This is a genomic window from Sulfurimonas sp., assembly GCF_028714975.1.
Lineage (GTDB): Bacteria > Campylobacterota > Campylobacteria > Campylobacterales > Sulfurimonadaceae > Sulfurimonas.
Genome location: NZ_JAQTLH010000001.1, coordinates 238,981 through 262,625, shown reverse-complemented (window position 1 = coordinate 262,625; position 23,645 = coordinate 238,981). Strand labels below are relative to the sequence as shown.

Genomic DNA, 23,645 nt, shown 5'->3' with positions numbered 1-23,645 from the left:
CTTGGATACCTAAAAAATTTTCGGCATTATACTAAAATAAAGCAAAAACTTTTATAATGTCAGCAAAAATTGAGGACTGTTTTTGAATAAATTTAATCTTTTTAAAGAAATTATAGTAGTTAAAAGAGAGGATTTGCAAGAGGCTATCGGCTCCTTTAAAACTTTTGGCATACGAGTTGACGGCAAAATCTGCTACGAACCCTTCACTATACATGATATTTTAATCTACAAAGGCGTTGCAAATAAAGATATGCCGCTAGAGAGCGCTTTTGGCAAAAACTATCAGGTAGTCGTGGATAATGAGAGAGTTTTGATGAAAGCTTTTGCTGCTTGGCAGGAGATTATAGGCTTTAATGCCCCTAGAGCAACCTATAACGACACGACGTCCGACGGCGTAGATGAGCTCTCGACAAAAGAGATGGAAGATATCGGCTGGCACGCATCGGAATTCGGTATAAAATATAGAGACTTGGTCGATGTCTTGGAGGAGCAGTGTGACGGTACTCTTATCTGCATAGAGCAAGAAAATCCCTACCAATTCAGCGGTCTTGGTTTTGTAGACGATTTAGAAAAAGCAAAAGATGTTTTGTTTGAGTATTGTCAAAAAGAGGTTCAAAGACTTATAAATGAAGATGAAGATTATGCACAAGATAATTTAAGCGATGACGAGATAGAAGCTGCAAAGTTTTTTGGGATAGCTATTTAAGCACTAGATTGCTTCGTCGCAAGCTCCTCGCAATGACGACACAACTGTCACTGCGAGGAACGGCTGACTCAAAATGCTACGCCTCTTTCCCTCTTCTCAACTTTGAAACAAGAACATAAAAAAGAGGGATAAAAACGATAGCTAAAAATGTAGCAGCCAACATTCCTCCTACAACCCCCGTACCGATTGAGTGTCTGCTTGCAGCTCCCGCACCGCTGCTGATTGCAAGCGGAATAACTCCGAGCGTAAATGCCAACGAAGTCATAATAATCGGGCGGAGACGAATCTTTGCAGCTTCTAAAACAGCGTCAACCAATACCATACCCTGCTCTCTTTTTTGCATAGCAAACTCTACGATTAAGATTGCATTTTTTGCACTTAGTCCTGCTAAAACGAGTATACCTATCTGAAAATAGATATCGTTTTCCAAGCCTCTTAGATGATTTGCCGCAACGGCTCCAAAGATACCAAACGGTACAGCCAAGATTACGGATACAGGCATAAGCCATCTCTCATACTGCGCTGCTAAGATAAGGTACAAAAATATTATCCCGAATATAAATGCCATATTTCCTGCGCTTGAGATCTGTTTTTCTTGATATGCCGTACCGATCCAGCTGATGCTGTACCCTTGAGGCAGAACCTCATTTGCAACTTCTTCTATCGCTTTTAGCGCATCTCCCGAACTATATCCTATGTTTGCCTGACCTGCTACTTTTGCCGCGCTAAAAAGATTAAACCGCTCCACCAAATCGGCACTTAGTGTTTGTTTAAGCGTTACAAATGAGCTAAGAGGCAGCATCTCGCCTTTGTTGCTTCTTACATAAATCTTATTCAAATCTTCTGGTGTTTTTCTAAATGACTCGTCTGCCTGCATATTTACCATATAGGTTCTGCCAAAAAGATTAAAATCATTTACATAAAAATTTCCAAAAGTTGCACTAAGCGTTTGATAAACCTGATCTACACTCACTCCTTTTGCCTTTACTTTTGCAGTGTCTACGCTTACCTGATACTTAGGCACATTTGCATTAAGCGTTGTTCTTACTCCCATAAGTTCAGGTCTTGCGTTTGCTTTTTGAATAATCTCATTTACATATTTTTGAAGCTCTTTTATATCAGAGCCTGTTTTATTTTGTACATAGAGTTCAAAACCGCCTGCGACTCCCATACCCATAATCGGCGGAGGAACGACGCCAAAAGAGAAACCGTCACTAGTTGCGGAGAGTTTTTTACCCATCTGTGCGGCTATTTGGCTTGCATGTTGCTCAGGCTTTGTTCTATCATCCCACGGTTGAAGTTTTAAAATAGTAGCCGCCGAATTTGTTCTAAGCGAAGATGTTACAAAATCCATACCTGCAAACTGAACTATATTTTTTATGCTCTCTTTATCTTTTGAAGCTATGTTATATATCTCCGAAGTAAGCGCATCCGTTCTGCTAAGTGAGGCTCCCGGAGGGTTGTAGCTAAATACAAATACGGTTCCTTTATCCTCTATAGGGACAAGTCCGGTTTTTAGAGTATTGAACATATCGTAGGTAACATATATAAGTCCGCCAAATAGAAGCATACTCAAAAATGAGTATCGAATAGTAAGTTTTAGAGTATTTGAGTAACCATTTGTAGCCCAATCAAAAAAACTGTTAAACCATTTAAAAAAATATTTCGGTTCTTTATGAGTCGGTTTGAGCATTAACGCACATAAAGAGGGTGTTAAAGTAAGTGCTACAAATCCTGAAATAGCCAAAGAGATAACTATCGTTACTGCAAACTGTCTATACATCTCACCGCTTAGTCCTCCCAAAAACGCAACAGGAATAAATACGGCTGAGAGCACCAAAACGATTGCAATAAGCGCGCTTGAAACCTCTCTCATGGCCTGAAGTGAAGCTTCAAGCGGAGTGAGTCCCTCTTTGATGTGCCTCTCGACATTTTCTATAACGATAATCGCATCATCTACGACTATACCGATAGCTAAAACAAGTCCGAAAAGAGTAAGCAGATTTATACTAAAGCCCAAAACATACATTCCCGCAAATGCCCCGATAATGGAGACTGGAACTGCCAATATGGGAATAAGCGTAGCTCTCCAACTCTGCAAAAACAAAAATATAATAAATACGACCAAAATGATAGCTTCTATAAAAGTTTTTACAACCTCGTTTATAGAGACCTGAACAAAGTCGGTAATATCGTAAGGGATAACATACTGCACATCGTCGACAAAATTTTTACTGATACCGTCTATAACTTTTCTAACCTCTTTTGCCGTCTCGATAGCATTTGCACCGCTTTGTAAAAATATAGCTACGGGAACTGCCGGAGAGTTGTTGAGCTTGTTTTTCATATCATAGCTTTGCGAACCGAGTTCTATCGTTGCTACATCTTTTAACTTTAGCGAGCTTCCATCCTCGTTTGCTCTTATGATAATGTTTGCAAATTGTGACGGCTCACTGTACCTTTGCGGCGTCTCAAGCGTGTATGTAAACATCTCGCCTTTTGCAACCGGTTCAGAAGATAGTTTTCCGGCAGCGTATTGCTCATTCTGCTCTCTTACCGCCACAATCAAATCATTAACGGTTAAAGAGTATTTTTGGAGTTTAAGCGGATCTATCCAGATACGCATAGAGTAATCTTTTGCTCCAAAGATAGTTACATCCCCGACACCTTTAACCCTTTTTAAATCATCCACGACATTCATAAGCGCATAGTTGGATAAAAATGTCACATCCCTGCTCTGTTTTGGCGAATGCAGAATGATTACTTGAAGCATATCGGGCGATTTTTCAGCGACTCTGACACTCTGTCGCTTTACCTGTTCAGGCAGTTTTGAGAGTGCTGCTTGAACACGATTGTTTACATCAATTTTTGCATCATCGGGATTTGTTCCGACTTTAAAAAATATACTTATACTAAGTGAACCGTTATCTGAAGAGAGAGAGTTCATATAGAGCATATCTTTAGCCCCGTTTATCTGCTCTTCAAGAGGTGCCGCAACCGTTTTTGAGATAGTCTCGGCACTCGCTCCCTGATAAGATGTCGTGACTACTATCTGAGGCGGAATAACTCTGGGATACTCTCCGACAGGAAGAGAACGCATAGAGATAACACCTGCTAAAACGATAATAATGGCGATAACAGATGCAAAAATTGGTCTTTTTATAAAAAAAGCAGAAAGCATCTTATTTACCGTCCATAACTGTTACTTTAGCGTTTGGCTTTAACTTTGCAATATTACTTATTGCAATCTCTTCATTCTCTTGCACTCCACCCTCAACCATTGCCACGCCGTTTTGTACATGTAAAACGTTAATCGCTCTCATTGATGCGGTGCCGTTTTCTATAATATAAACGACTGTAGCATCGGGAGTTTTTATAAGTGCACCCTGAGGAATTTTTGCAACACTATCATAACTAAATCCCTCTAAACTAACCTCAGCATATGAACCTAAAATAAGCTCTCTCTTTGGATTTTCAAATACTGCTCTTAGAAGAAGCGTATCTGTTTGTAAATCTAGTTTGGGCGCTATAAAATCAACCGTGCCTTCGTATGATTTTGTTCCGCTCTTTAGCGTCACTTTTGCGCCCGTTTTTATCTGGGATGCATATTTTGAAGCATCGCTGCTGGGTATGGAAAACTCTGCGTAAAGAGTATTGAGCGCTGTGATAGTCGTAAGCTTTGAGTTTTGCGTCTCTATATAAGCCCCGACATCTCTGCTGCTAAGTCCGACAACACCGTCGATAGGTGCTTTTATGGTCGTATAACCGTAATTTAGCTCTGCATTTTTAAGAGCCGCTTTTGCTTTTTGCACTTCAGCTTTTGCACTATCGTAAGCGTACAATATATCATCTCTTTGCTGCACGCTTATCGCACTGTTTTTAAATAAAAATTCAGTTCTCTCCCAATCTCTTGAAGCTTTGTTAAAATTTGCTTCGGCTTTAAGCCAAGATGCCTTTGACTCTTCAAGAGCTGCGCCGTATTCATCTTTTTGTATCTCGTAAAGAGTAGCACCCTCTTTTACAAATGTGCCCTCTTTGAAATTCTCTTTTACTAAAACACCTTTGACGCGAGCCACTACATCTACTTCTCTAAAAGGCTTAAGCACGGCAGAGTAACTCTTTGTAAAATTTGCTTTATCGAACTTTATCTTTTGCGCTTTAACCGGCAAAGGAGGCATTTGAGCCGCTTGTGCGGCAGGCGCACTTTTTTTATCTTCGCTGCAGCCGATAAAGAGCAGTGCAACCGCTACTATGGATAATGTTAAACTTTTCATCTATAAAAACTCCTTTATATCTTTTCCGCTATAGTAAATCAACTCGGCTTTTTTCATCTCTACATCCAAAAGCGCTCTTTCATAATCTCTTTGTGCATCAAACTTTTCACTTAATGATTGAAGATAGGCAACATTATCGATAGTTTTATTTTGGTATTTCACTTTGACAAGCTCATAGGTTGCATTTGCGGCATCAAGAGTAGCCTTGGCTGCGGCAATTTTGAGCTTTGCTATTTCAAGTGATTTTTTTGCAAGCCTATACTCTACATCCGCCTTATGCTTCTCATGTTCAAGCGTAGATTTCTTGCTCAAATACTCTTCGAATTTTGACTCGTAGTTCTTTGCGGTCGTGTCAAAATCAAAAATATTCCATGAAAGATTAAGCATTGCTATATTTTGCTTATCTATCAAAAAATTACTCTCAAAATTTTTATTATTAAAATAGTAGTCGCTGTAACTCAGCGTGTCATTAAAAGTGATTTGCGGTAAATTTTGGCTTTTTTTGCTCTGTGCTTCATAGAGCATTGATGTTGTGCTATGTTCAAGCGCTTTGATATCTGCTCTTGTAGAAGAGTCCTGCTCATAAACAAACTTTACATGCGAACCCTCCTCTAAAGAGTCTATCTTTTGCAAAGTATAATACTCAAGCGCATGAAGAATCTTTTGACTCTCAAGCTCTATCTCATGTAGTTTCACCATCGCATTTTTAACTCTTGAGTCAATCTTGTCAAGTTCGTCATGCGTTATAGTTCCTGCTTCATAGAAAAGCTGAAGCCTGTTTAACTCCGCTTTTAGCTGTTCAATCTCCTGAAGTTTTGCTATCTTATCCGCGTCAAATGCAAGATAGCTGAAGTAAAGCTTAGCCACATCAAGCGATAGGCTCTTTTTAGTCGCCTCTACACCCATCTTGCTTGAATCAATATTTGATTTTAGCTGTGAATAAAGGCTCTGCTCTTTTCCTCCGTCATAAAGAGTGTACTTTAAACTTGCTTGAATTTTAAATGTATTTTGCGCAAGTGACGGACTCTCTTTATAAGCGTTTTGATAGGTCGTGCCTACTTCAATATTTGGCAGATAAGAGTTTTTTGTACTCTCGTAAGCTCTCTCTTTTGAGTTTAAAAGATGTGAAGCTGACTCTACGACTCTATTTTTATGTGACAACTCTACCAACTCATCCAAAGTGTACGAGTAGAGAAACATCGGTATACAAAGCATCGGCAAAAAAAGTCTCAACTGCTCTCCTTTATCAATTTTATAAAATATTATCACAATAACTCTTAAATATATCTTGCCAGAAAGATATATTTTCTGCTATAATTCCTTTATGAAAAAAAATAGAGTACACACTAGCCTTATCACTAACTTCTACGACAAAGTAGATTCAAAAGAGCTTTCTGAGGTTTTTTTGATGACTTTTCCCATAGCGCTTATTCATAAAACTATCTTCTCTCATTCAGAAAATTTTTTAAAAGAGAAATTTGACCTATTAAATTCTGAAGTGGATGTTTTAGCATCTCTCTTCACTAACGGCAAAGTGCTCTCCCCGACTCAGCTCTATGATATGACGATATTCTCATCCGGCGGCATGACAAAAGTGTTAAAAAGACTTCAAGAGAGAGATCTGATATGCAGAAAAGAGGATGTAAGCGATAAGAGATGTATGCTTGTCTGTTTGACTCAAAGCGGAGAAGAGCTTATTATAAAATCCCTTCATGAAATTTCAAAAGAGTGCAGTAAGTATTTTGAAGCCTTTAGCGAGGAAGAGAGAGAACTCTTTAGCACGCTTTTAAAAAAGATTCTTTTAAATATTAACCGCGTTGACTAATAGCCTCTTTAAAAATCTCTGTAAAATAATCATAGCGGAGATTGAGTCGATGCGTCCGTCACGGATATATTTTATCTCGCCTCGCATCATACTCTCTGCTTCAACGGATGAGTTACTCTCGTCTTGATAAAAAATCTCACCCTTAAAACCGACCAAATTCATAAAGTGAGCTACACGGCGTCTCATCTCATCTTCACTGCCCCCACCCATCGGTATACCGACGACAACGGCATCAACTTCCCACTCGTCAAGAACTTTTTTTACATCTCTTGCGGCTTGGTCTCTGTTTTTTCGCTCAACGGCCCTTAGCGGATTTACCAAATCTTTATGCGCGCTGTATGCCAAACCTATCCGTTTAAGCCCCAAATCAATAGCAATATACTTCACTATCTCTATTTCCCCAAACAAAAACTGCCGAACATCTTGTCAAGCATCTCGTCGTTTTCAAAAGGTCTAGTTATTGAAGCCATCTCTTTTACCGCTTCGTTTAAGCAAAACGAGAATATTTCCAACTCTTGGTCTTGAAGCGGAAAAAGTGCCTCTTCTATATTTTTTAGCGTATTTTCAACCGCCGATATCTGTCTTTGAGATATCAGCATCATCTCATCGGAGCTGTTTGTTATATTCATAATATTTTCCAAAGCCTTTACAAGCTCATCGACACTCTCTTTTGAGTTAAGCTCCATATCAAATTTTATATCTATATCTGAAAACTTCGGCTCCAAATCTATCTTGTTTTTTACATACAAAACATGTTTATCGCTAGCATCTGATTTTATAAGAGATAACATCTGTTCATCCTCGCTATCGGCAGCTCTTGAGCCGTCAAAAAGCGCTATAACGATATCGCTCTCTTTTATCGCTTCAAGTGAGCGCTCAATCCCGATGCGCTCTATCTCATCGCTTGCCTCGCGTATTCCTGCAGTATCGACTATACGGATAAGATGCGTGCCGATTTTTACCTGCTCTTCTATCGTATCTCGCGTCGTTCCTGCGATATCGCTGACAATCGCACGATTATAGTTTAGCAGAGAGTTTAAGAGTGAACTTTTCCCGACATTGGGTTTTCCCACAATTGCCACGCGAAATCCCTGCATAAGCCCCTCTCTTGCCCTGCTTGCTTTGAGTGTTTTTTCAAGAGATTTTTTCAACTCCTCCAGCTTTGCCTCAATTTGCAAAACCAGATCCTCGGGCAAATCCTCTTCGGCATAATCTATGCTGACTTCGGAATATGCAAGTATATGGATAATTTCATCACGAATTTTTTCTATATACTCTTTTAGTGAACCCTTCATCTGCTTTGCTAAAATTTTTGCACCCTCTTCGCTTTTTACTTCTATCAGCTGTGCAATGGCTTCGGCTTCACTCAAATCGATTCGACCGTTAAAAAAAGCTCTTTTAGAAAATTCGCCTGCAGTTGCCAATCTTGCACCGTAAGAGATAGTTGCCTTTAAAATAGTTTGTGCAACTATAAAACCGCCGTGACACTGAATTTCGACTACATCTTCGGCGGTAAAAGAGAACGGCGCTTTAAAATAGATAACGATAGCTTCATCTATAAGCTCGTTGTTGAAATTATATATATTTGTTAAAGTTGCATATCTCGGAGAAAAATCTTGTTTGCGGGTAATTTTTTTTGCAATTTCTAAAGCTCTATCGCCGCTAATGCGGATTATGGCGATAGAGCCTATGCCGTTGGCGGTTGCAACGGCACTTATCGTATCGTTATTCATTATGCTTAGTTGTGGTAATCATTTATAATGATAAATTTAAGCCCGTCGCGCGTAGAGCGAACGGCTACATACTTATTCGGATATTTATCACGAAGCTCTTTTAATGCTATTTGAATTAAAACACCGTCAAGTATTTTAGTTTGAGCGCGTCCGTCTCTATCTATGTTTTCACAAACCGTAGTCAAATACCTCATGATAGACTCTTCTTGATTTTTTAGAAACTCTGCTATCTCCAAACGCAGCTGCAATTGATACTTGGTATTGATCCAGTTAAAAATCATATATGAAAGAGCTTTATACCTATAACCCTCTTTTCCTATAAGCAACGCCGCATCTTCGCCTTTAAACTCAACAAGAAGCGTAACATCATCATAAGCGCTTACTTCTATTTTGTCAATTTTAAAACATATTTGATTAAAGAGCTCGTTAATCTCTTTTTCAACCTTCTTAGCTATGTCATATGCACTGACATTTGACTCTATACCCTCTTCCTCATCTTCATAATCGGCTGTATAGTTGATGTCATCCATATCATAATCATCATCTTGCATACTCACAAATGATTGCGGCATCATCGTATCGTTGACAAAACTGTGCTGAGGCTTTTCGACATCTTTTTTTGCTCTGCTATCTTGTCTAAACTCTTTTCTTATCTCTTCTCTAGGCTCTTGCTTAATTTCTTCTTTTTCTACATATGAAGTCTCTTGTTTAACCTCTTCTTTGACCTTTTGTACAAACGGAGTGTCTGCTTTTTTAACTTCTTGGTTTTTCTTTGCGGCAACAATTATCGCGTTTTTTTTAAAAAGTCCCATAAAACCGTTGCTCGGAGCTTGAACGACCTCTATTATTAAGTCAGCGGCAGAACACTCTAGCGCAGATGCGGCATCTTTGTATGCCTGCTCTAAAGTGGTTGATTCTATCCTAATCATCTTTTTTCTCCGCATGTTTATGAGCAGCTATCTCCAAATCTTTTGCATTTTTAAACTGCTGATTTACGATAAACTGTTGCCCGATAGAGAAAAGATTATTAACAAACCAGTAAAGAACCAAACCTGAAGGGAAAGTTATAAAGAAGAATGTAAATATTACAGGTAAATATTTAAATACTTTCTCTTGCAACGGATCTGTAAAGTTGCTTGGCGTAAGTCTTTGTTGATAGTACATCGAAGCACCCATAAGTATCGGCAGGATAAATGTGCTATCCATTCTCGATAAATCTTCTACCCATAACATCCAAGAGGCACCTTGAAGTTCAACCGCATTTAAAAGTACACGATAGATTGCGAAAAATACCGGTATTTGAAGTAACATAGGAAGACATCCGCCAAGAGGATTTGCACCGTGTTTTTTATATAAATCCATTACGGCAGAATTCACTCTCTGAGGATCGCCTTTGTATTTTGCCTGAACTGCTTTAACCTGTGGTGCAATATCTTTCATCTTCTGCATAGAGATCATACCCTTGTATGTTAAAGGGTAAAGAATAACTCTAATTATAAGAGTAAGTGCTATAATAGACCAACCCCAGTTGCCAAACATACCGTGTAGCCATGAGAGCAGTTGAAACAACGGCTTAGATGCAAAAGTAAACCAGCCATACTCGATAGCGTTAGTTAAAACAGGATTTATGCTATTTAATGTTTTGTACTCTTTTTGACCTATATAGCCGCTAAAAGGCATATTTTGAAGTGCTTCAAAATAGATAACAGGGTTGTTTTCTTTATCTTTTTCAACTACTATATTTGTATCTTTTGAAAACCCGTACATAATTGATGCAGAGTATTGATCAAAAGCAGAAATTAGCTCTACTGCGTTAAAAGATTTTCTTGCATCTGCTTTTTTATCTTCGATTATAGTCACTATTTTATCGTCTGTATAGATCATAGCACCCGATACGGTCATCATCTGCTCCGTTATTCGAGGTCTTTCACCTAAATAGACGACATATCTTTTATCATCAGACAATGATACTTTTGCATCATAATGTCCATCCGCATAAAATATAATCTCTTTGGTAACCGTTAAACTTGATAGCTTTTGAGTCAATGTAACTTTTTGAGAGCCGTCTTCAACTGACAATTCTGACAAATCCGCCGTGTATGCAACTTTTATCGCTTCTTCATTCAAAGTTGAATCCAAAAACCTTACAAAAAGAGGCTTCATTCCGTTAGGAGGAATAAGTTCTGCATGCTTATTATTTTTATCGTTATACTTCTCTTGAAGCAGCTCTTTTGAAGAGATACGACCTAATGTATCTAATTTAAGTATAAACTTACTATTTTTTACGGTCACTAGCGTAGTTGAACTATTTGCGGGGTTTTTTTCATCGGTAGAAATTTCGTGCTTAACTATATTTTCTGCTTTTGAAACTTGAGGTTGACTCGAAGTTTGTGAATTTTGAGTTTTTGTCTGCTCTACTTTTGCGCTCTGCGGCTGCTCAGGTGGAAAAATTGCCGTATAGGCTACGAAAAATAGAACTGATAACACTATTGCTATCATTAATCTTTGATTTGGTGTCATTTTTTCTAACACGATTTGCCCTTAAAAGAAAAATTTTTTATAATATAAAAACGGTTTTTTTTATTTGGAACCAACCAATATTTTATAGAATCAACCCCCAATTTTGCGGGCTTTAATGACAGTTTATCAAGCAAAGGATGCTCTATTCCGCCGTCAAATAATTGATTACAACGCAGTATTCTAGTAAAAGTGTGGTAAAAAGCACTTGAAATGGAATTATTTTCGAAATGAATTCTTGCATATTGACTGCAAGACGGGTAATATCTACAACTCCCATATCCGATGAGTGTAAAAAATTTTTGATAAAGCCATAATAGTTTTAATAAAAACTCTCTAATCATTTCAGTTCTTTATTGATTGCATTAGAGCGATTTAAAACTTTTTCAAAATCATTTTTAAGTTTTTGGTGGGTTGTTTCACTGATTGTTTGTTTGGCTACAAATATATATGTGCCGTCTTTGAGTAAATGAGAGAATTCAAGAAACAGCGCTCTAAGTCTTCTTTTGGCTCTGTTTCTCTTTACGGCATTACCAATCTTTTTAGTAGCCGTAAACCCTACTTTATGAATTCCATTAGCAGGAAGAAAAAAAAGCACTACACTGCTTGAATGAGTATCTTTTCCTTTTCTATATATGTACTGAAACTCACGATGAAGCTTCAGCGTATAGAAATTTCCTAAACTGACAATTTTTTACGACCTTTAGCACGACGACGGTTAAGTACTCTACGACCGTTTTTCGTTGCCATTCTTGCTCTAAAACCGTGAGTTTTCTTTCTCGGTTTGCTATGAGGCTGGTATGTTCTTTTCATGACACATCCTTCTTTGAAATTAAGTTGCGAATGTTACAAAAAAGTTACTTAAAGTGCGGTTAAGATTATACACTCTGCCCTATTTAAGATATTTTCACCTCTATCTTACCGTTTTGAAAATCAAACTCCACATGAGATCCCTCTTCAACTCTACCTTCAAGTATTAACTCCGCAAGTCTGTCTTCAACTATTTCATATAGAGCGCGTTTCAGCGGTCTAGCCCCATAAACAGGGTCAAATCCAGCCTCTGCTATATAAGCTTTTGCACTCTGGCTCAGCGTTAAAGTTATCTCCTTACCCGCAACCTTTTTAGCGATATCATTAAAGAAAATATCTACGATTCCGACTATCTGTTCTCGACCGAGTGCATTAAATATAACTATATCATCCAAGCGGTTTAAAAATTCCGGCTTAAATGACTTTCTTAGCTCGCCCATAACCAGCTCTTGAAGCATTTGCGAATCGGGATTGTTTATAATCTTGTCACTTGCTATATTTGAAGTCAGGATAATAATCGTATTTGTAAAATCAACAGTTACGCCTTTGTTATCGGTTAATCTTCCGTCGTCTAAAACTTGAAGCAAGATGTTAAATACATCAGGATGAGCTTTTTCAACCTCATCAAAAAGTATAACGCTATACGGTTTTCTTCTTACTGCCTCGGTTAGCTGTCCGCCCTCTTCATATCCGACATATCCCGGTGCCGCACCGACAAGTCTTGAAACAGAATGCTTCTCCATATATTCGCTCATATCGATTCGCACCATAGCATCGGGGGAGTCAAACAAAAACTTAGCCAAAGTCTTGGCAGTCTGTGTTTTACCTACGCCTGTCGGTCCTAAAAATAGAAAACTTCCGATTGGAGAATTGCCGCTTGAAAGACCTGCTTTGTTTCTCTTTATTGCACGGGCAACTGCATGAGTTGCCTTGCTTTGCCCGACAACCTCTTTGTTTAACTCGTCTTCAACATTTAAAATCTTATCTTTATCAGCTTGAAGCATCTTTTTAATCGGGATGCCCGTCCATCTTGAAATAATCGAAGCGATTGACTCTTCATCTACACTGTTTTTGAGAAGAGTTCCCTCTTTTTGAAGATTCTCCCAATTTTGCGCAATCTCTTTCTCTTTTGCCAACAGCGACGGTATCTCACCGTACTCAATCTCTGCCGCACGATTAAATTCGGATGTGCTTTTAGCTACATTTGCTTCTCTTCTTTTTGCTTCAATCTCGTTTTTTATGCTTGATATTTTTCCAAACACCTCTTTTTCGTTCGCAAATTGTGCTTCTAAACCTCTAACTCTCTCTTCAACATCAGCCAGCTCTTTTTTTATCTCTTCAAGCCGTTTTGTATTTGCCGGCGACTCTTCCATCTTAAGCGCTTCTTGCTCAACACGAAGTTCGGATCTTTTTATCTTGGCACTGCTTAGAGCATTAGGCTCAGACTCTATCTGCATCTTAAGTTCAGCTGCAGCTTCGTCTATAAGGTCGATTGCTTTGTCTGGTAAAAATCTATCCGCTATGTATCTATCCGAGAGTTTTGCCGCCGCAACCAAAGCACTGTCAGTGATAGTAACATTATGATGGGTCTCCAATCTCTCTTTTATACCTCTTAGTATCTGTAAAGATTGATTTACGCTTGGCTCATTTACGCTAATTGGCAAGAAGCGTCTTTGAAGCGCCATATCTTTTTCAAAATATTTTCTATACTCTTTAAGTGTCGTTGCCCCGATGGTATGAAGCTCACCGCGCGCAAGAGCCGGTTTTAGTATATTTGCAGCATCCATGCTACCTTCGCTTGCCCCTGCTCCTACAATCGTGTGTATCTCATCTATGAAGAGTATGATATTTCCGCTCTTTTTAACCTCGTCTATAACAGATTTGAGTCTATCTTCAAACTCTCCTCTATATTTTGCACCGGCAATTAGCGCGCTCATATCAAGAGCGATGACTTTTTTATTTTGCAGAGATGTCGGAACAGCCCCGTCGCTTATTCTCTGTGCAAGTCCTTCAACCAAAGCAGTTTTACCGACTCCCGGCTCACCGAGCAGCATCGGATTGTTTTTAGTTTTACGGATTAAAATCTGCATCATTCGCGTTATCTCTTCATCACGCCCGATAACAGGAGAGAGTTTCCCCTCTTTTGCTTCGATGGTCAAGTCTATTCCGTATTTTGAGAGCGATTCTAACGTCTCATCTGAACTTTGAGAACTTATTTTTGCTCCGCCGCGGGAACTCTCCAAATTTTTTATAAGCTCTGAGACATCTATGTATTTTTTTAGCAGGCTAAAAAACGGCTCACTCTTTATATTCGCCAACATATAAGTATCGACTGCTAAAAAAGAGTCTCCGTTTTTTGTCATAAGACCTACACCGTTTTGCAGTGTTTGAACAAAATTTCTTGAGAGCTTAATGTTCTCTTTTGTTACGGATGACGATTTTGGCAGCTTTTCGCTTATGCTCTTTACATCTAACTCAACGGCAGCTTTACTTACTCCCATCTTATTAAACATCTGATTTAAAACAGAGTTTGAGTTTGTCAGCTGCGCCCATAAAAAATGTATCGGCTCAACCTCTTGATTTTTATTGTAAAGTGCGAGTGATACGGACGACTCTATCGTTTCACTCATATTGTTCGTTAGTTTTTCAAAAATATTATCCATTGATATGTTCCTTAATTTTATTCTAAAAAGTAATTTCTTTGTCTTCGCTTACGCCGCTGAGGCGACTAAAGTTATATACATGGAAATTATATCAAGTTGAGTGATATGATGTCAAGTCTTTTTAGTCTACACACTATACACTAGATAAAAAACCTTTTTTCTCATACCGCCTAAGCATACTCTCATTTCCGCTAACACCGCCGCTGTGTATATAGATTATCTCTTCATCGGTTTGCTGCAATAAAGATATCCATAAACTCGGTGCATAAATCAGATCAAATTCGATTCCGCTTTGGAAAAGTTTTTGCCACACTTTTAAAAACTCTTTATACGGCTTAGCAAAATGATACTTCTTTTGAGGTTTTAAAATTATTAAATTATCCGGTATTTTATGAAGTGAGGATATCTGCTCTCTTAAGTATGCCTCGTCTCCCACACAAGGTGTCGTATAAATTTTATATTCAGGAAGCATCAAAGCTAAGAAAAGTGCCGTTGTTCCGGTTCCTGATGGTGTGGCTAAAGATTTTACATTAAAATCAGCTTCTCTTATCTCATCGGCCAATACCCTAAGCCCCTCTTCGGCCTCCTTTACGGCTCCGCCTTGATCTACTATAAATGTTTTTTCATCCAAATTAAATCTTAATGATGATATAAAATCTTTATAGTATTGATGTTCTATCTCAAAATGCTGCATCCCAAGCTTTTTTGCATGGTAAAAATTTCCGCAATTTTCATTTTTAATGGTATCGCTTAAAGGCTTTGTGTAGTATATAAACTCCCAATTTTTTCTTTTGCACATAGCAGCGATTGCGAGCATTGCATTTGACTGAGTTCCGCCGTAAGAGATAATTCGACTAAGTTGATTTGGTTGGGTTTGCAGAAGTGTGTAAAGTTTGCGATATTTGTTTCCTGCTAAATGAGGATCTATGAGATCATCTCTTTTAACATAAAACACTCTCCCGTCTAAAACTATATTACTAATTTCAGACGGGACTTTTAGAGAATATTCTCGGTGGTACATCTACTGTTTGATTACAGCTTTTTTATGTAATTCTTGAATTTTAGCCTGCATAAAAGTTTTAAATTTTTCCATTTTCAATCTTTGCTCGATAAACGATTTTACTTCAGAAAAGCTTTTCGTTGTTTTTGCTTTTTTATCTTCTATATAGATTACATGGTATCCGAATTGTGTTTTTACAGGTTCCATAGTCATCTCTTTAGCTTTCATAGAAAAGGCTTTATTATTAAACTCAGGTACCATTTGGCCCTCTGTAAAATAACCTAAATCACCGCCGTTTGCAGCACTTGAACATGTTGATTTTGCTTTTGCAATCTCTATAAATTTATTTTTAAGCGCATCGCCTTTTAACGATTTAAGCTCTGCTATAACACTTTTTGCTTCTGATTCCTCTTTTACAAGTATGTGACGCGCATTAACGCTCTCATTCTCTGCAAACTCGTCTTTGTTTGCATCATAATAATCTTTTAGCTCTTTTTCAGTGATTTTAATCTTGTCTAGCTCCTGTTTTTGCCATACTTGAGTAGCTATCTCTTTTTCTATTCGTTTTGTAATCTCTTGATATTTTTCTTTAAAATCTTTTGACTCTAAAACACCTCTGCTTTTTGCATCACCGAAAATTAACTCCATTGCAACTAACTGCTCTAAAACTTGTTTTCTAAACTCACTCTGCTTCTCTGCAGGAACTTGGTTAAATCTGCCTTGAGTTGCTGCCATAAGCTCTTTATCGACATCTTGCTGAGTAATCGCCGTACCGTTTACCGTTACAAGTGTTTGTGTTTGTGCGGCAGATGCAGATATTGTTGAGAGGATTGCCAAAGACGCTACTATTTTTGTTACTGTTTTCATTTTCTTCCTTTAAAGAACTACCTTTTAATTATTGGTAATTCTAATAATTTTATACTAATGGTTATTAAACAACTCCTCTTTTGTATATAATTTCACTATGAAAAAAGCTACAAAACAAGAGATTAAAGAGATTCATCAACTTTTTATCGATAAATATAGTGATGCCGTAACGGAGCTTAAGTATAAAAATGTTTATGAATTGGTTATTGCGGTTATTCTCTCGGCACAATGTACGGATAAAAGAGTAAATATTATTACGCCTGCCCTGTTTGAAAAATATCCTGATCCAAAATCTCTGGCACTCGCAGATATTGATGATGTAAAACAGCTAATTAACAGTTGTTCATTTTTCAATAATAAAGCAAAAAATATAGTAGAAATGGCAAAGAAAGTGGTAGAAGTATACGGCGGTAAAATTCCCTTAAATGAAAAGGAGTTGATGACGCTAAGCGGTGTCGGGCAAAAAACCGCAAATGTGGTTATGATAGAGTATACGGGTGCAAATTTGATGGCAGTTGACACTCATGTATTTCGCGTTGCTCACAGACTAGGGCTAAGCGATGATAAAACTGCAATAGGCACGGAAGCGACGCTTGTTAAAAAGTTCAAAAATAATCTTAATGCACTGCATCAGGGAATGGTACTCTTTGGCCGCTACATCTGCAAAGCAAAAAACCCAAAATGCGATGAGTGTTTTTTAATCAAATATTGCAAAACAAAAGAGAGTTTTAAGGTATAGTTTAAAAGTTGGATTGGTTTTTGCTTGAGGTTGATTATGATTAAATACTTACTAATAATTTCTACACTGTTTCTATTTTTGGGATGTATGAACAAAACCGGCATCTCGGCTAAATATTATGCAAATGATTGCAATGAATATTATGATGTACAGGGTTATTATCACAAAGATTGCAAAGATGACAACATAATCACCTATAAAGAGATTGGTGAAAAAAAGGACAAAATCGTTAATTTTGTCGTCGGAGAGGAAGAAAAGGTTGAAAAACCTCAAGGCAATGTTTGGTAAAATTACAAAATAGTTCTAGGCAATTTATTGAAAATGTACTCTATTACATTGAAATAAATTAACGACGAAATATGAAGTAATTTTATTTTATAGCTATGAAAGTTGCGAAATTTGCCCAGCGAAATACTACTTCACAGTGAGAAAAGCCGCAGTTTTTAGCCATTTTTATATTTTCTTCTTCGCTGTAGGGCACCAATACATTCTCTAATGCTTCTCTTTTTTGAGCTATCTCATACTCTGAATAGCCCTGCTCTTTTTTAAAACCATAATAGCACTCAATCAAATCTTTATTTAATTTTGAGTGATGGCTTATCACTTTTTCACTAAAGATAAAAAGTCCATCTTTTTTAAGAGAAGCTGCTATTTTTTTAACAAGTTCTTCGCGGATGAGAGGGCGGATAAACTGAAGCGTATAGTTGCTTACAAAAACATCGGCTTCTTCATAGTCGTACTCTAAAATATCTGCATTTTTCAGCTCTATTTTTGCACCGAATGCTTCACATTTTCTTCTTGCTTGTTCTAGCATTGCTTCGGAATTATCAAGACCTATTAAAACTGCTCTGTTTTTTAGTTTTCTACTTATATCAATAAGCAAAGTGGCGGTTGAACAACCTAAATCATACATAATTCCGCCATTTTCCAGCTGTTTTATAGCAAAAAACTGTGTAATTTTTTGTGACTCTTTATAAAACGGCACACTTCTTTGCAACATATCATCAAAAACAGCTGCGACCTCTTCATCAAACTCAAACTGTTTTTTGATAGGCTTTGCAAATACTTTATCGTTCATTAATTATCTTTTTGCCTAATTTCTGCCTATTGCATTTAGGTCGTCAAACGCCTCTTCCACTCTTTTTACAAGTGTTTTTTGACCGTCTCTAAGCCATTTTCTAGGGTCATAATAGTTTTTATTCGGTTTATCTTCACCCTCAGGATTTCCGATTTGACCTTGAAGATAGGCTCTATTTTTCTCGTAGTAATCTTTAACGCCGACCCATGTCGCCCACTGAGTATCCGTGTCGATATTCATCTTAATAACACCGTAGCCGATTGCTTCACGAATCTCTTCATGTGATGAGCCAGAACCGCCGTGAAATACAAAATTTACTGGTTTGTCGGCAGTGCTGAATTTTTCTTGAATATATTTTTGAGAGTTATCCAATATTTTTGGAGTAAGTACAACATTTCCCGGTTTGTAAACACCGTGAACATTTCCAAAAGATGCGGCAATTGTAAAGTTTGGAGAAACTTCACTTAGCTCTTTGTAAGCGTATGCAACATCTTCAGGTTGAGTGTAAAGAAGAGAGTTATCTACGCTAGAGTTATCTACACCGTCCTCTTCTCCGCCGGTTACGCCAAGCTCTATCTCTATGCTCATACCGATTTTGCTCATTCTCTCTAAATATTTTTTACAAATAGCGACATTCTCCTCTAACGGTTCTTCGGATAAATCTAACATATGAGAAGAAAAAAGCGGTTTGCCCTGAGTTTTATAGTAACTCTCGCCTGCGTCAAGAAGTGCGTCTATCCAAGGAAGAAGTTTTTTTGCTGCATGGTCGGTATGCAAAATCACGGGAATACCGTAACTCTCAGCCATCATATGCACATGTATAGCTCCACTTACCGCACCGACTATTGCGGCTTTTTCATTTTCATTGCTTAAACCTTTTCCTGCATAATATGCCGCCCCGCCGTTACTAAACTGAATAATCACGGGAGATTTTACTTTTGCAGCAGCTTCTAAAACACCGTTTATAGAATCGGTTCCGACAACATTTATAGCAGGAATGGCAAAACCGTTATCTTTTGCATATTTATAAACTTTTTGTACATCATCACCAAACAATACACCCGGCTTTACAATATCTAAAATACCCATTATCAGACTCTTTTTATAAAATTTATCTAAAATTATATTATAGGCTTCATTTAAAATAACTTTCATAAAAACTTTATTATGTTAAAATACCGAAAAAATAATCGGGAATTGCAATGAAACTAACTATTGATGAATATTGTAAACATTTTAAGATGTCTAAAGAGATGGTTAATTCGAAGATTAGAGCAAAAAAATTAGATTATATTATTGAAGAGAACCAAATATATATTATAGTAGCGCAAAATCCACTAAAGAAAGAGAATATTTCTGAAGAAAAAAAGATTCTAACCAATGAAAACAGCCAAGTTGCCAGACCAAAGACAACGGTAGCAACCGTTTTGGCACTCTACCAAAAAGAGAATAATTTCTTAAAAAACAAGATAGCCCAGTTAGAAACCAAGATAGATAAACTTATAGACGATAAAGAGCAGATGCTTCGCGACGAGATAGACAAAATAGAGCGGATTTATAGCTCAAAAGATATGCAACTAAAAAATATTTTAGAGCTTATAGACAAAAAGATGAAGCTTGAACAACAAAAGACGACCATTCACGAGATAGAGAGCTTTCATCATCAAGAAGATGAGGCAGAACTTTTAGAAAAACCGGCTCTTATAGAACTAAAAGAGTATTTAAGAACATTAAATATAAAATCTTCTCAAAGAAAAATTATAAAAAAACGATTTTTAGATGCCTACGATAACGATATACGAGTAATACATAAAGATGGAAAGTTGTATTTAGATTTCTCAAAATACGATTATAGTGACTTGCTTGCTTACTAAAAAATTTAAAACAAAAAATATCAGCGCTACCATAGATAAGTTTGCGGCGGAGAATGATTCTTCACCGCTAGAGTTCTCTTTTACCATAAACAATGTCGATACTTACATCAAGACGATTACTAACGACAGTTTTATACTCTACAACGAAGATGTAAACAACTATTATGGCAATCACGACAAAATGATCGACGAACATGTGCAAATAAAACAGATGTTTATAATTACCGTAAAAAAAGAACCGAAAAGTATAATAAAACTGGTATACAGTATAGATTTTTCGGATGACAAAACTACGCCTGCAATTATTTTGCATCCTGAATCGCAAATTCCTTACAAAAAGTATCAGCCAAAAGAGATATATATGCTTTTACTAAAAGAGTTTAACAATATAAAAGCTATAAACAATATTTTAATAAATATTTTTGACGAACAGATGAAAGAGAAGTTAAAAGCATTTGTAAAATATCTCTATAACGGCAAATTTGTTAATAAAATCAAAATTCCTCTTTTTAACGGGATTAAAGTTGAGTTAAGAAAAAGCAGCAAACTCATTATGAGATTTTTGGAAAAAGAGACTACGCATCAAATCATAGAAGTTGACGCCGGCGAAGTATTGGTTGATTATATCAAACCCGTCTTTGGAAATAACGGCTTTAATGCTTTTGGCGATATAGTCGACAACACGGGCTTAAAGAATAACGAAGATTTAAAGTGCAACATTGATAAAAAAAGTATTGAAATCTTTGAAAACGACGAAAGAAAAAGTTATAAAAGCAGAGTAAAAGGGTATGTTCATTTTGATAAGGAAAATTTTTATATCGACAATAAGATAAAAATGCAGCGACTCTCCCGCGTTCAAAGCTCCGTGGCAAAAGAGGAGGATAATAATATTGAAGTTGTTATTTCTCAAAGCGATACGACCTTGGATAGTTTAGGTGAGGGTGTTCAGCTAACATCGGAAACTATTCATATACACGGGCATATCGGTGCAAAATCATCTCTAAGAGCGGTAAATCTTACGATAGACGGTGCAACACACAAAGATTCTACTCAAGAAGCAAAATTTGCAACTATAAACAGACACAAAGGCAAACTAAGATGTCACGATGCTAAAATAAAGCTTTTAGAAGGCGGGGAGGTTCACGCTACAAATGTTGAAGTAGAAAATTCTCTCGGCGGTGTAATCTATGCAGAAAATGTAACTGTCGGGCGCATAAAAAATAATCTTAAAATTTATGCATCCAACTCAATCAACATCAAACATGTAGGCGGTGAAGACAATCTGTTTAAAATCAGTTATAAAGAGATTCCTACACTAATCAGCAAATATGATTTTATATCGCAAGAGATAGAGGATTTAAAATACAGACTTGAAAGTGTCTCAAAGCATACCCCGTCGGAAGTTCCTGTTATAAAAAAACAAATCGGTGAATTAAGAGGGGAGCAGAGTAAAATTATAAACGGTGTCGAACATGCTAAAATTACTATCAATGAGCCGCTTAGAGGTTTAAATACTATTACATTTACACTTACAAACGGTGAAGAGCTTACTTACAAAACAGATGCAAAAGCATATGAACCGTTTTACCTAGTTATGTCTGAAAACAGCATCACGCTCCATCCCACAAACAAAAAAATCTCCATAGAGTCTTAGGCGCTCTTTCTTCTTAAGACTTCTGCAATAATCGTCATTACGAGCCTCTAAAAGAGGTGTTGCAATCTAAAAATCTATAATTACAGCCCTTTATTAAAAACTCTTTTACTATTTTAATTAAAAACTTACTTTTTTTTATAAATATAATACGGTATTCCGTGTATTATATATTATATTATTTATATATTATATGTTTATTACATATATATAAACCATAAAGCCTATATTAATGTATTTTTAAAGTATATTATTATTATATAAATGTATATTTAAGTATTTATTCCGTACAATATCTTTATGCAAATTAATGATCTGTTCAACATTCTTCATAACTCCATAGAATCTCAAAATAATGGGAAAAAAATATCTCTAAAAGATATGGCTGATTCATTAGGGATATCAATGCGTACGTACCAAGATTGGAAGCTCGGTCGTGCCAAGCCGCAAGCCGCTATAACGGTTATGCAAATGTTAGGAAGACTTGAAGACGAAGAGATCATTAGAGCCGTGAGAAAAATCAATAAACTTAAGGATTAAGTTAATGAGCGCACTGACACAACAAGAGAGAGACGCTTTAGAGGATGTATTTTTATCTATACATACAGAGAACAATAGGTATAAAAAAATAAAAGAGTTATCGTCTTTGATTACAACTACCGATATAAGTATAGTTCTCTCAAAACTGCTTAAACGTGCAAAATTTGGACTAAGAAAAAGAAAAACAGCACCTTTTTTCTCATTTTTTGATAAAAAGAAGAAATTTTTAAGCAAATAAACTATAAAGTGTCTAAAGCTGAATTACTTGACTTCTAGATTGCATTTTAAAGTTTTAGTAATTTCGGAAAATCTTTATAAATTCAAGGGTAGATTTATGAATAAAGCTCAATTCGTTGAACTAGTGCAAGCAAGCGGTAATTACAAAACTAAAGTTGAAGCTGAAGCAGCTATCAAAGCTTTTACGGAAGCGGTAGCATCTGCTTTAGTAAAAAAAGAGAATGTTTCTTTGGTTGGATTTGGAAGCTTTGAAGCTTCTCTTCAAAAAGGTAAAAGTGGTAAAGTTCCGGGTACAAGCAAAACTTATACTACACAAGATAAGATGGTTCCAAAATTTAAAGCCGGCAAAGGTCTTAAAGACCGCGTTTTAGCAGGTAAATAAATTAGATTTGTCGCATTTTTGCGACAAATTTTTATAAAAAAACATACACTTCTTAAAAACTCAAAATATCAACTTCCTTTTAGCAAAAAATCATTTATTAATCTCTAAATTTTAGTAAAAATTGGTACAATATAGTCATAAATACATTAAATTGGAGAAAAAATGAAAAAAATCATGCTTGCACTATTGCTTCTGCTATCGTTAAATCTTTATGCTCAAGATAAAAATCCGCATGTTGTATTAGAGACAACGCAGGGGACTATTGAATTTGAACTATTCCCGGATATTGCTCCTTTGGCGGTTGAAAATTTTACTACGCACATAAAAAATGGTTACTACAACGGACTTATTTTTCATCGTATCATCAAAGATTTTATGATTCAAGGCGGAGATCCTAGCGGAACAGGAAGAGGCGGAGAGAGTATCTGGAAAAAAGATTTTAAAGATGAGTACAAAGATAGAGTTTTTTCCCGCGCAGGGGTACTTGCCATGGCAAATAGAGGAGCTCATACAAACGGCAGCCAGTTTTTTATAACGACTGCTCCCACGCCTTGGTTAAACGGAAGACACACGATATTTGGACAAGCAACGGCTCAATCGTTAAGTGTTATAGAAAAACTTGAAAATGTCGCAACGCTTGGACAAAGAGGCGGAGACAGACCGGTTGAAGAACAAAAAATAATAAGGGCGTATATTAAATAGCTTATAATAATTCTCTAATTGATTTTATAATATAATTTTAATCTAAA

The 23,645-nt window shown here is 36.7% G+C and carries 24 protein-coding genes and 1 pseudogene; 10 read left to right on the top strand and 15 right to left on the bottom strand.

Translation table 11 applies throughout. From position 1 onward, the window contains the following. The first annotated feature begins 82 nt into the window (after nucleotides 1-82). On the top strand, nucleotides 83-706 hold the full coding sequence (locus PHQ93_RS01390; RefSeq protein ID WP_299939896.1) for a hypothetical protein: 624 nt from the start codon (nucleotides 83-85) through the stop codon (nucleotides 704-706). A gap of 76 nt (nucleotides 707-782) precedes the next feature. On the opposite strand, the gene PHQ93_RS01385 is transcribed toward PHQ93_RS01390, so the two are convergent. Genes PHQ93_RS01385 through PHQ93_RS01375 form a run of 3 tightly spaced genes read right to left on the bottom strand, consistent with a single transcriptional unit; the run spans nucleotide 783 to nucleotide 6,213 of the window. After that, nucleotides 783-3,887, bottom strand: a complete 3,105-nt coding sequence (locus tag PHQ93_RS01385) for an efflux RND transporter permease subunit (RefSeq protein ID WP_299939895.1) — start codon at nucleotides 3,885-3,887, stop codon at nucleotides 783-785. Nucleotide 3,888: 1 nt separating this feature from the next. Next, entirely contained in the window at nucleotides 3,889-4,980 is a 1,092-nt protein-coding gene (locus tag PHQ93_RS01380) for an efflux RND transporter periplasmic adaptor subunit (RefSeq protein ID WP_299939892.1), read from the bottom strand. Then, nucleotides 4,981-6,213 carry a TolC family protein gene (locus tag PHQ93_RS01375; RefSeq protein WP_299939890.1) on the bottom strand — a complete coding sequence of 411 codons (1,233 nt, stop codon included), beginning with the start codon at nucleotides 6,211-6,213 and terminating at the stop codon, nucleotides 4,981-4,983. 91 nt (nucleotides 6,214-6,304) lie between these two features. Here PHQ93_RS01375 and PHQ93_RS01370 point away from each other — a divergent pair, with 91 nt between their 5' ends. Continuing rightward, complete coding sequence (locus PHQ93_RS01370; RefSeq protein WP_299939887.1) at nucleotides 6,305-6,805, top strand: MarR family transcriptional regulator; 501 nt, start codon at nucleotides 6,305-6,307, stop codon at nucleotides 6,803-6,805. Here PHQ93_RS01370 and ruvX read toward each other — a convergent pair. From ruvX to PHQ93_RS01320, 10 genes are all read right to left on the bottom strand, one after another. Continuing rightward, complete coding sequence (gene ruvX, locus PHQ93_RS01365) at nucleotides 6,782-7,192, bottom strand: Holliday junction resolvase RuvX (RefSeq protein ID WP_299939885.1); 411 nt, start codon at nucleotides 7,190-7,192, stop codon at nucleotides 6,782-6,784. The genes PHQ93_RS01370 and ruvX overlap by 24 nt on opposite strands. A 5-nt stretch (nucleotides 7,193-7,197) precedes the next feature. Next, a complete protein-coding gene (gene mnmE / locus PHQ93_RS01360; RefSeq protein ID WP_299940119.1) occupies nucleotides 7,198-8,541 on the bottom strand; it encodes a tRNA uridine-5-carboxymethylaminomethyl(34) synthesis GTPase MnmE in 1,344 nt (447 codons plus the stop codon). 2 nt (nucleotides 8,542-8,543) lie between these two features. Beyond that, a complete protein-coding gene (locus tag PHQ93_RS01355; protein WP_299939882.1) occupies nucleotides 8,544-9,467 on the bottom strand; it encodes a Jag N-terminal domain-containing protein in 924 nt (307 codons plus the stop codon). Continuing rightward, entirely contained in the window at nucleotides 9,460-11,070 is a 1,611-nt protein-coding gene (gene yidC, locus PHQ93_RS01350; RefSeq protein ID WP_299939880.1) for a membrane protein insertase YidC, read from the bottom strand. Before yidC ends, PHQ93_RS01355 begins: the two co-directional genes overlap by 8 nt. Further along, nucleotides 11,064-11,399 (bottom strand): membrane protein insertion efficiency factor YidD, encoded by a 336-nt coding sequence (gene yidD / locus PHQ93_RS01345; protein WP_299939877.1) that lies wholly within the window; start codon nucleotides 11,397-11,399, stop codon nucleotides 11,064-11,066. Before yidD ends, yidC begins: the two co-directional genes overlap by 7 nt. After that, complete coding sequence (rnpA, locus tag PHQ93_RS01340; protein ID WP_299940117.1) at nucleotides 11,396-11,719, bottom strand: ribonuclease P protein component; 324 nt, start codon at nucleotides 11,717-11,719, stop codon at nucleotides 11,396-11,398. Before rnpA ends, yidD begins: the two co-directional genes overlap by 4 nt. Before the next feature lie 14 nt (nucleotides 11,720-11,733). Then, nucleotides 11,734-11,868, bottom strand: coding sequence for a 50S ribosomal protein L34 (gene rpmH, locus PHQ93_RS01335; RefSeq protein ID WP_299939874.1), 135 nt, complete (start codon nucleotides 11,866-11,868; stop codon nucleotides 11,734-11,736). A gap of 83 nt (nucleotides 11,869-11,951) precedes the next feature. Further along, nucleotides 11,952-14,528 carry an AAA family ATPase gene (locus PHQ93_RS01330; protein ID WP_299939871.1) on the bottom strand — a complete coding sequence of 859 codons (2,577 nt, stop codon included), beginning with the start codon at nucleotides 14,526-14,528 and terminating at the stop codon, nucleotides 11,952-11,954. A gap of 133 nt (nucleotides 14,529-14,661) precedes the next feature. Next, the gene (locus PHQ93_RS01325) at nucleotides 14,662-15,483 is read right to left on the bottom strand and encodes a 1-aminocyclopropane-1-carboxylate deaminase (protein WP_299939869.1); all 822 of its coding nucleotides are present in this window, start codon (nucleotides 15,481-15,483) and stop codon (nucleotides 14,662-14,664) included. A 66-nt stretch (nucleotides 15,484-15,549) separates the two neighbouring features. After that, on the bottom strand, nucleotides 15,550-16,395 hold the full coding sequence (locus tag PHQ93_RS01320; RefSeq protein ID WP_299939867.1) for a peptidylprolyl isomerase: 846 nt from the start codon (nucleotides 16,393-16,395) through the stop codon (nucleotides 15,550-15,552). Between the two features lie 97 nt (nucleotides 16,396-16,492). Between PHQ93_RS01320 and nth the strand changes: the two genes are divergently transcribed. Both nth and PHQ93_RS10710 read left to right on the top strand, forming a co-directional pair. Next, nucleotides 16,493-17,134: an endonuclease III gene (gene nth / locus PHQ93_RS01315; protein WP_299939864.1), complete on the top strand. Its 642-nt coding sequence runs from the start codon at nucleotides 16,493-16,495 to the stop codon at nucleotides 17,132-17,134. Between the two features lie 36 nt (nucleotides 17,135-17,170). Then, nucleotides 17,171-17,308: pseudogene (locus PHQ93_RS10710) on the top strand (hypothetical protein); the annotation flags it as partial. A gap of 196 nt (nucleotides 17,309-17,504) precedes the next feature. On the opposite strand, the gene cmoA reads toward PHQ93_RS10710, so the two are convergent. Together cmoA and fbaA are read right to left on the bottom strand one after the other, a co-directional pair. Then, complete coding sequence (gene cmoA, locus PHQ93_RS01305) at nucleotides 17,505-18,212, bottom strand: carboxy-S-adenosyl-L-methionine synthase CmoA (protein ID WP_299939858.1); 708 nt, start codon at nucleotides 18,210-18,212, stop codon at nucleotides 17,505-17,507. 15 nt (nucleotides 18,213-18,227) lie between these two features. Next, nucleotides 18,228-19,301, bottom strand: a complete 1,074-nt coding sequence (fbaA, locus tag PHQ93_RS01300; protein ID WP_299940114.1) for a class II fructose-bisphosphate aldolase — start codon at nucleotides 19,299-19,301, stop codon at nucleotides 18,228-18,230. Between the two features lie 113 nt (nucleotides 19,302-19,414). Here fbaA and PHQ93_RS01295 point away from each other — a divergent pair, with 113 nt between their 5' ends. From PHQ93_RS01295 to PHQ93_RS01270, 6 genes are all read left to right on the top strand, one after another. Further along, complete coding sequence (locus tag PHQ93_RS01295) at nucleotides 19,415-20,086, top strand: hypothetical protein (RefSeq protein WP_299939855.1); 672 nt, start codon at nucleotides 19,415-19,417, stop codon at nucleotides 20,084-20,086. Beyond that, the gene (locus PHQ93_RS01290; RefSeq protein ID WP_299939852.1) at nucleotides 20,067-21,740 is read left to right on the top strand and encodes a flagellar assembly protein A; all 1,674 of its coding nucleotides are present in this window, start codon (nucleotides 20,067-20,069) and stop codon (nucleotides 21,738-21,740) included. Before PHQ93_RS01295 ends, PHQ93_RS01290 begins: the two co-directional genes overlap by 20 nt. A gap of 297 nt (nucleotides 21,741-22,037) precedes the next feature. After that, a complete protein-coding gene (locus PHQ93_RS01285; RefSeq protein ID WP_299939849.1) occupies nucleotides 22,038-22,277 on the top strand; it encodes an XRE family transcriptional regulator in 240 nt (79 codons plus the stop codon). Nucleotides 22,278-22,281: 4 nt separating this feature from the next. Beyond that, nucleotides 22,282-22,515: a hypothetical protein gene (locus tag PHQ93_RS01280; protein ID WP_299939846.1), complete on the top strand. Its 234-nt coding sequence runs from the start codon at nucleotides 22,282-22,284 to the stop codon at nucleotides 22,513-22,515. A gap of 96 nt (nucleotides 22,516-22,611) precedes the next feature. Beyond that, a complete protein-coding gene (locus PHQ93_RS01275; RefSeq protein ID WP_299939843.1) occupies nucleotides 22,612-22,896 on the top strand; it encodes an HU family DNA-binding protein in 285 nt (94 codons plus the stop codon). Between the two features lie 162 nt (nucleotides 22,897-23,058). Continuing rightward, nucleotides 23,059-23,598, top strand: coding sequence for a peptidylprolyl isomerase (locus tag PHQ93_RS01270; protein ID WP_299939841.1), 540 nt, complete (start codon nucleotides 23,059-23,061; stop codon nucleotides 23,596-23,598). Nucleotides 23,599-23,645: the final 47 nt, after the last annotated feature.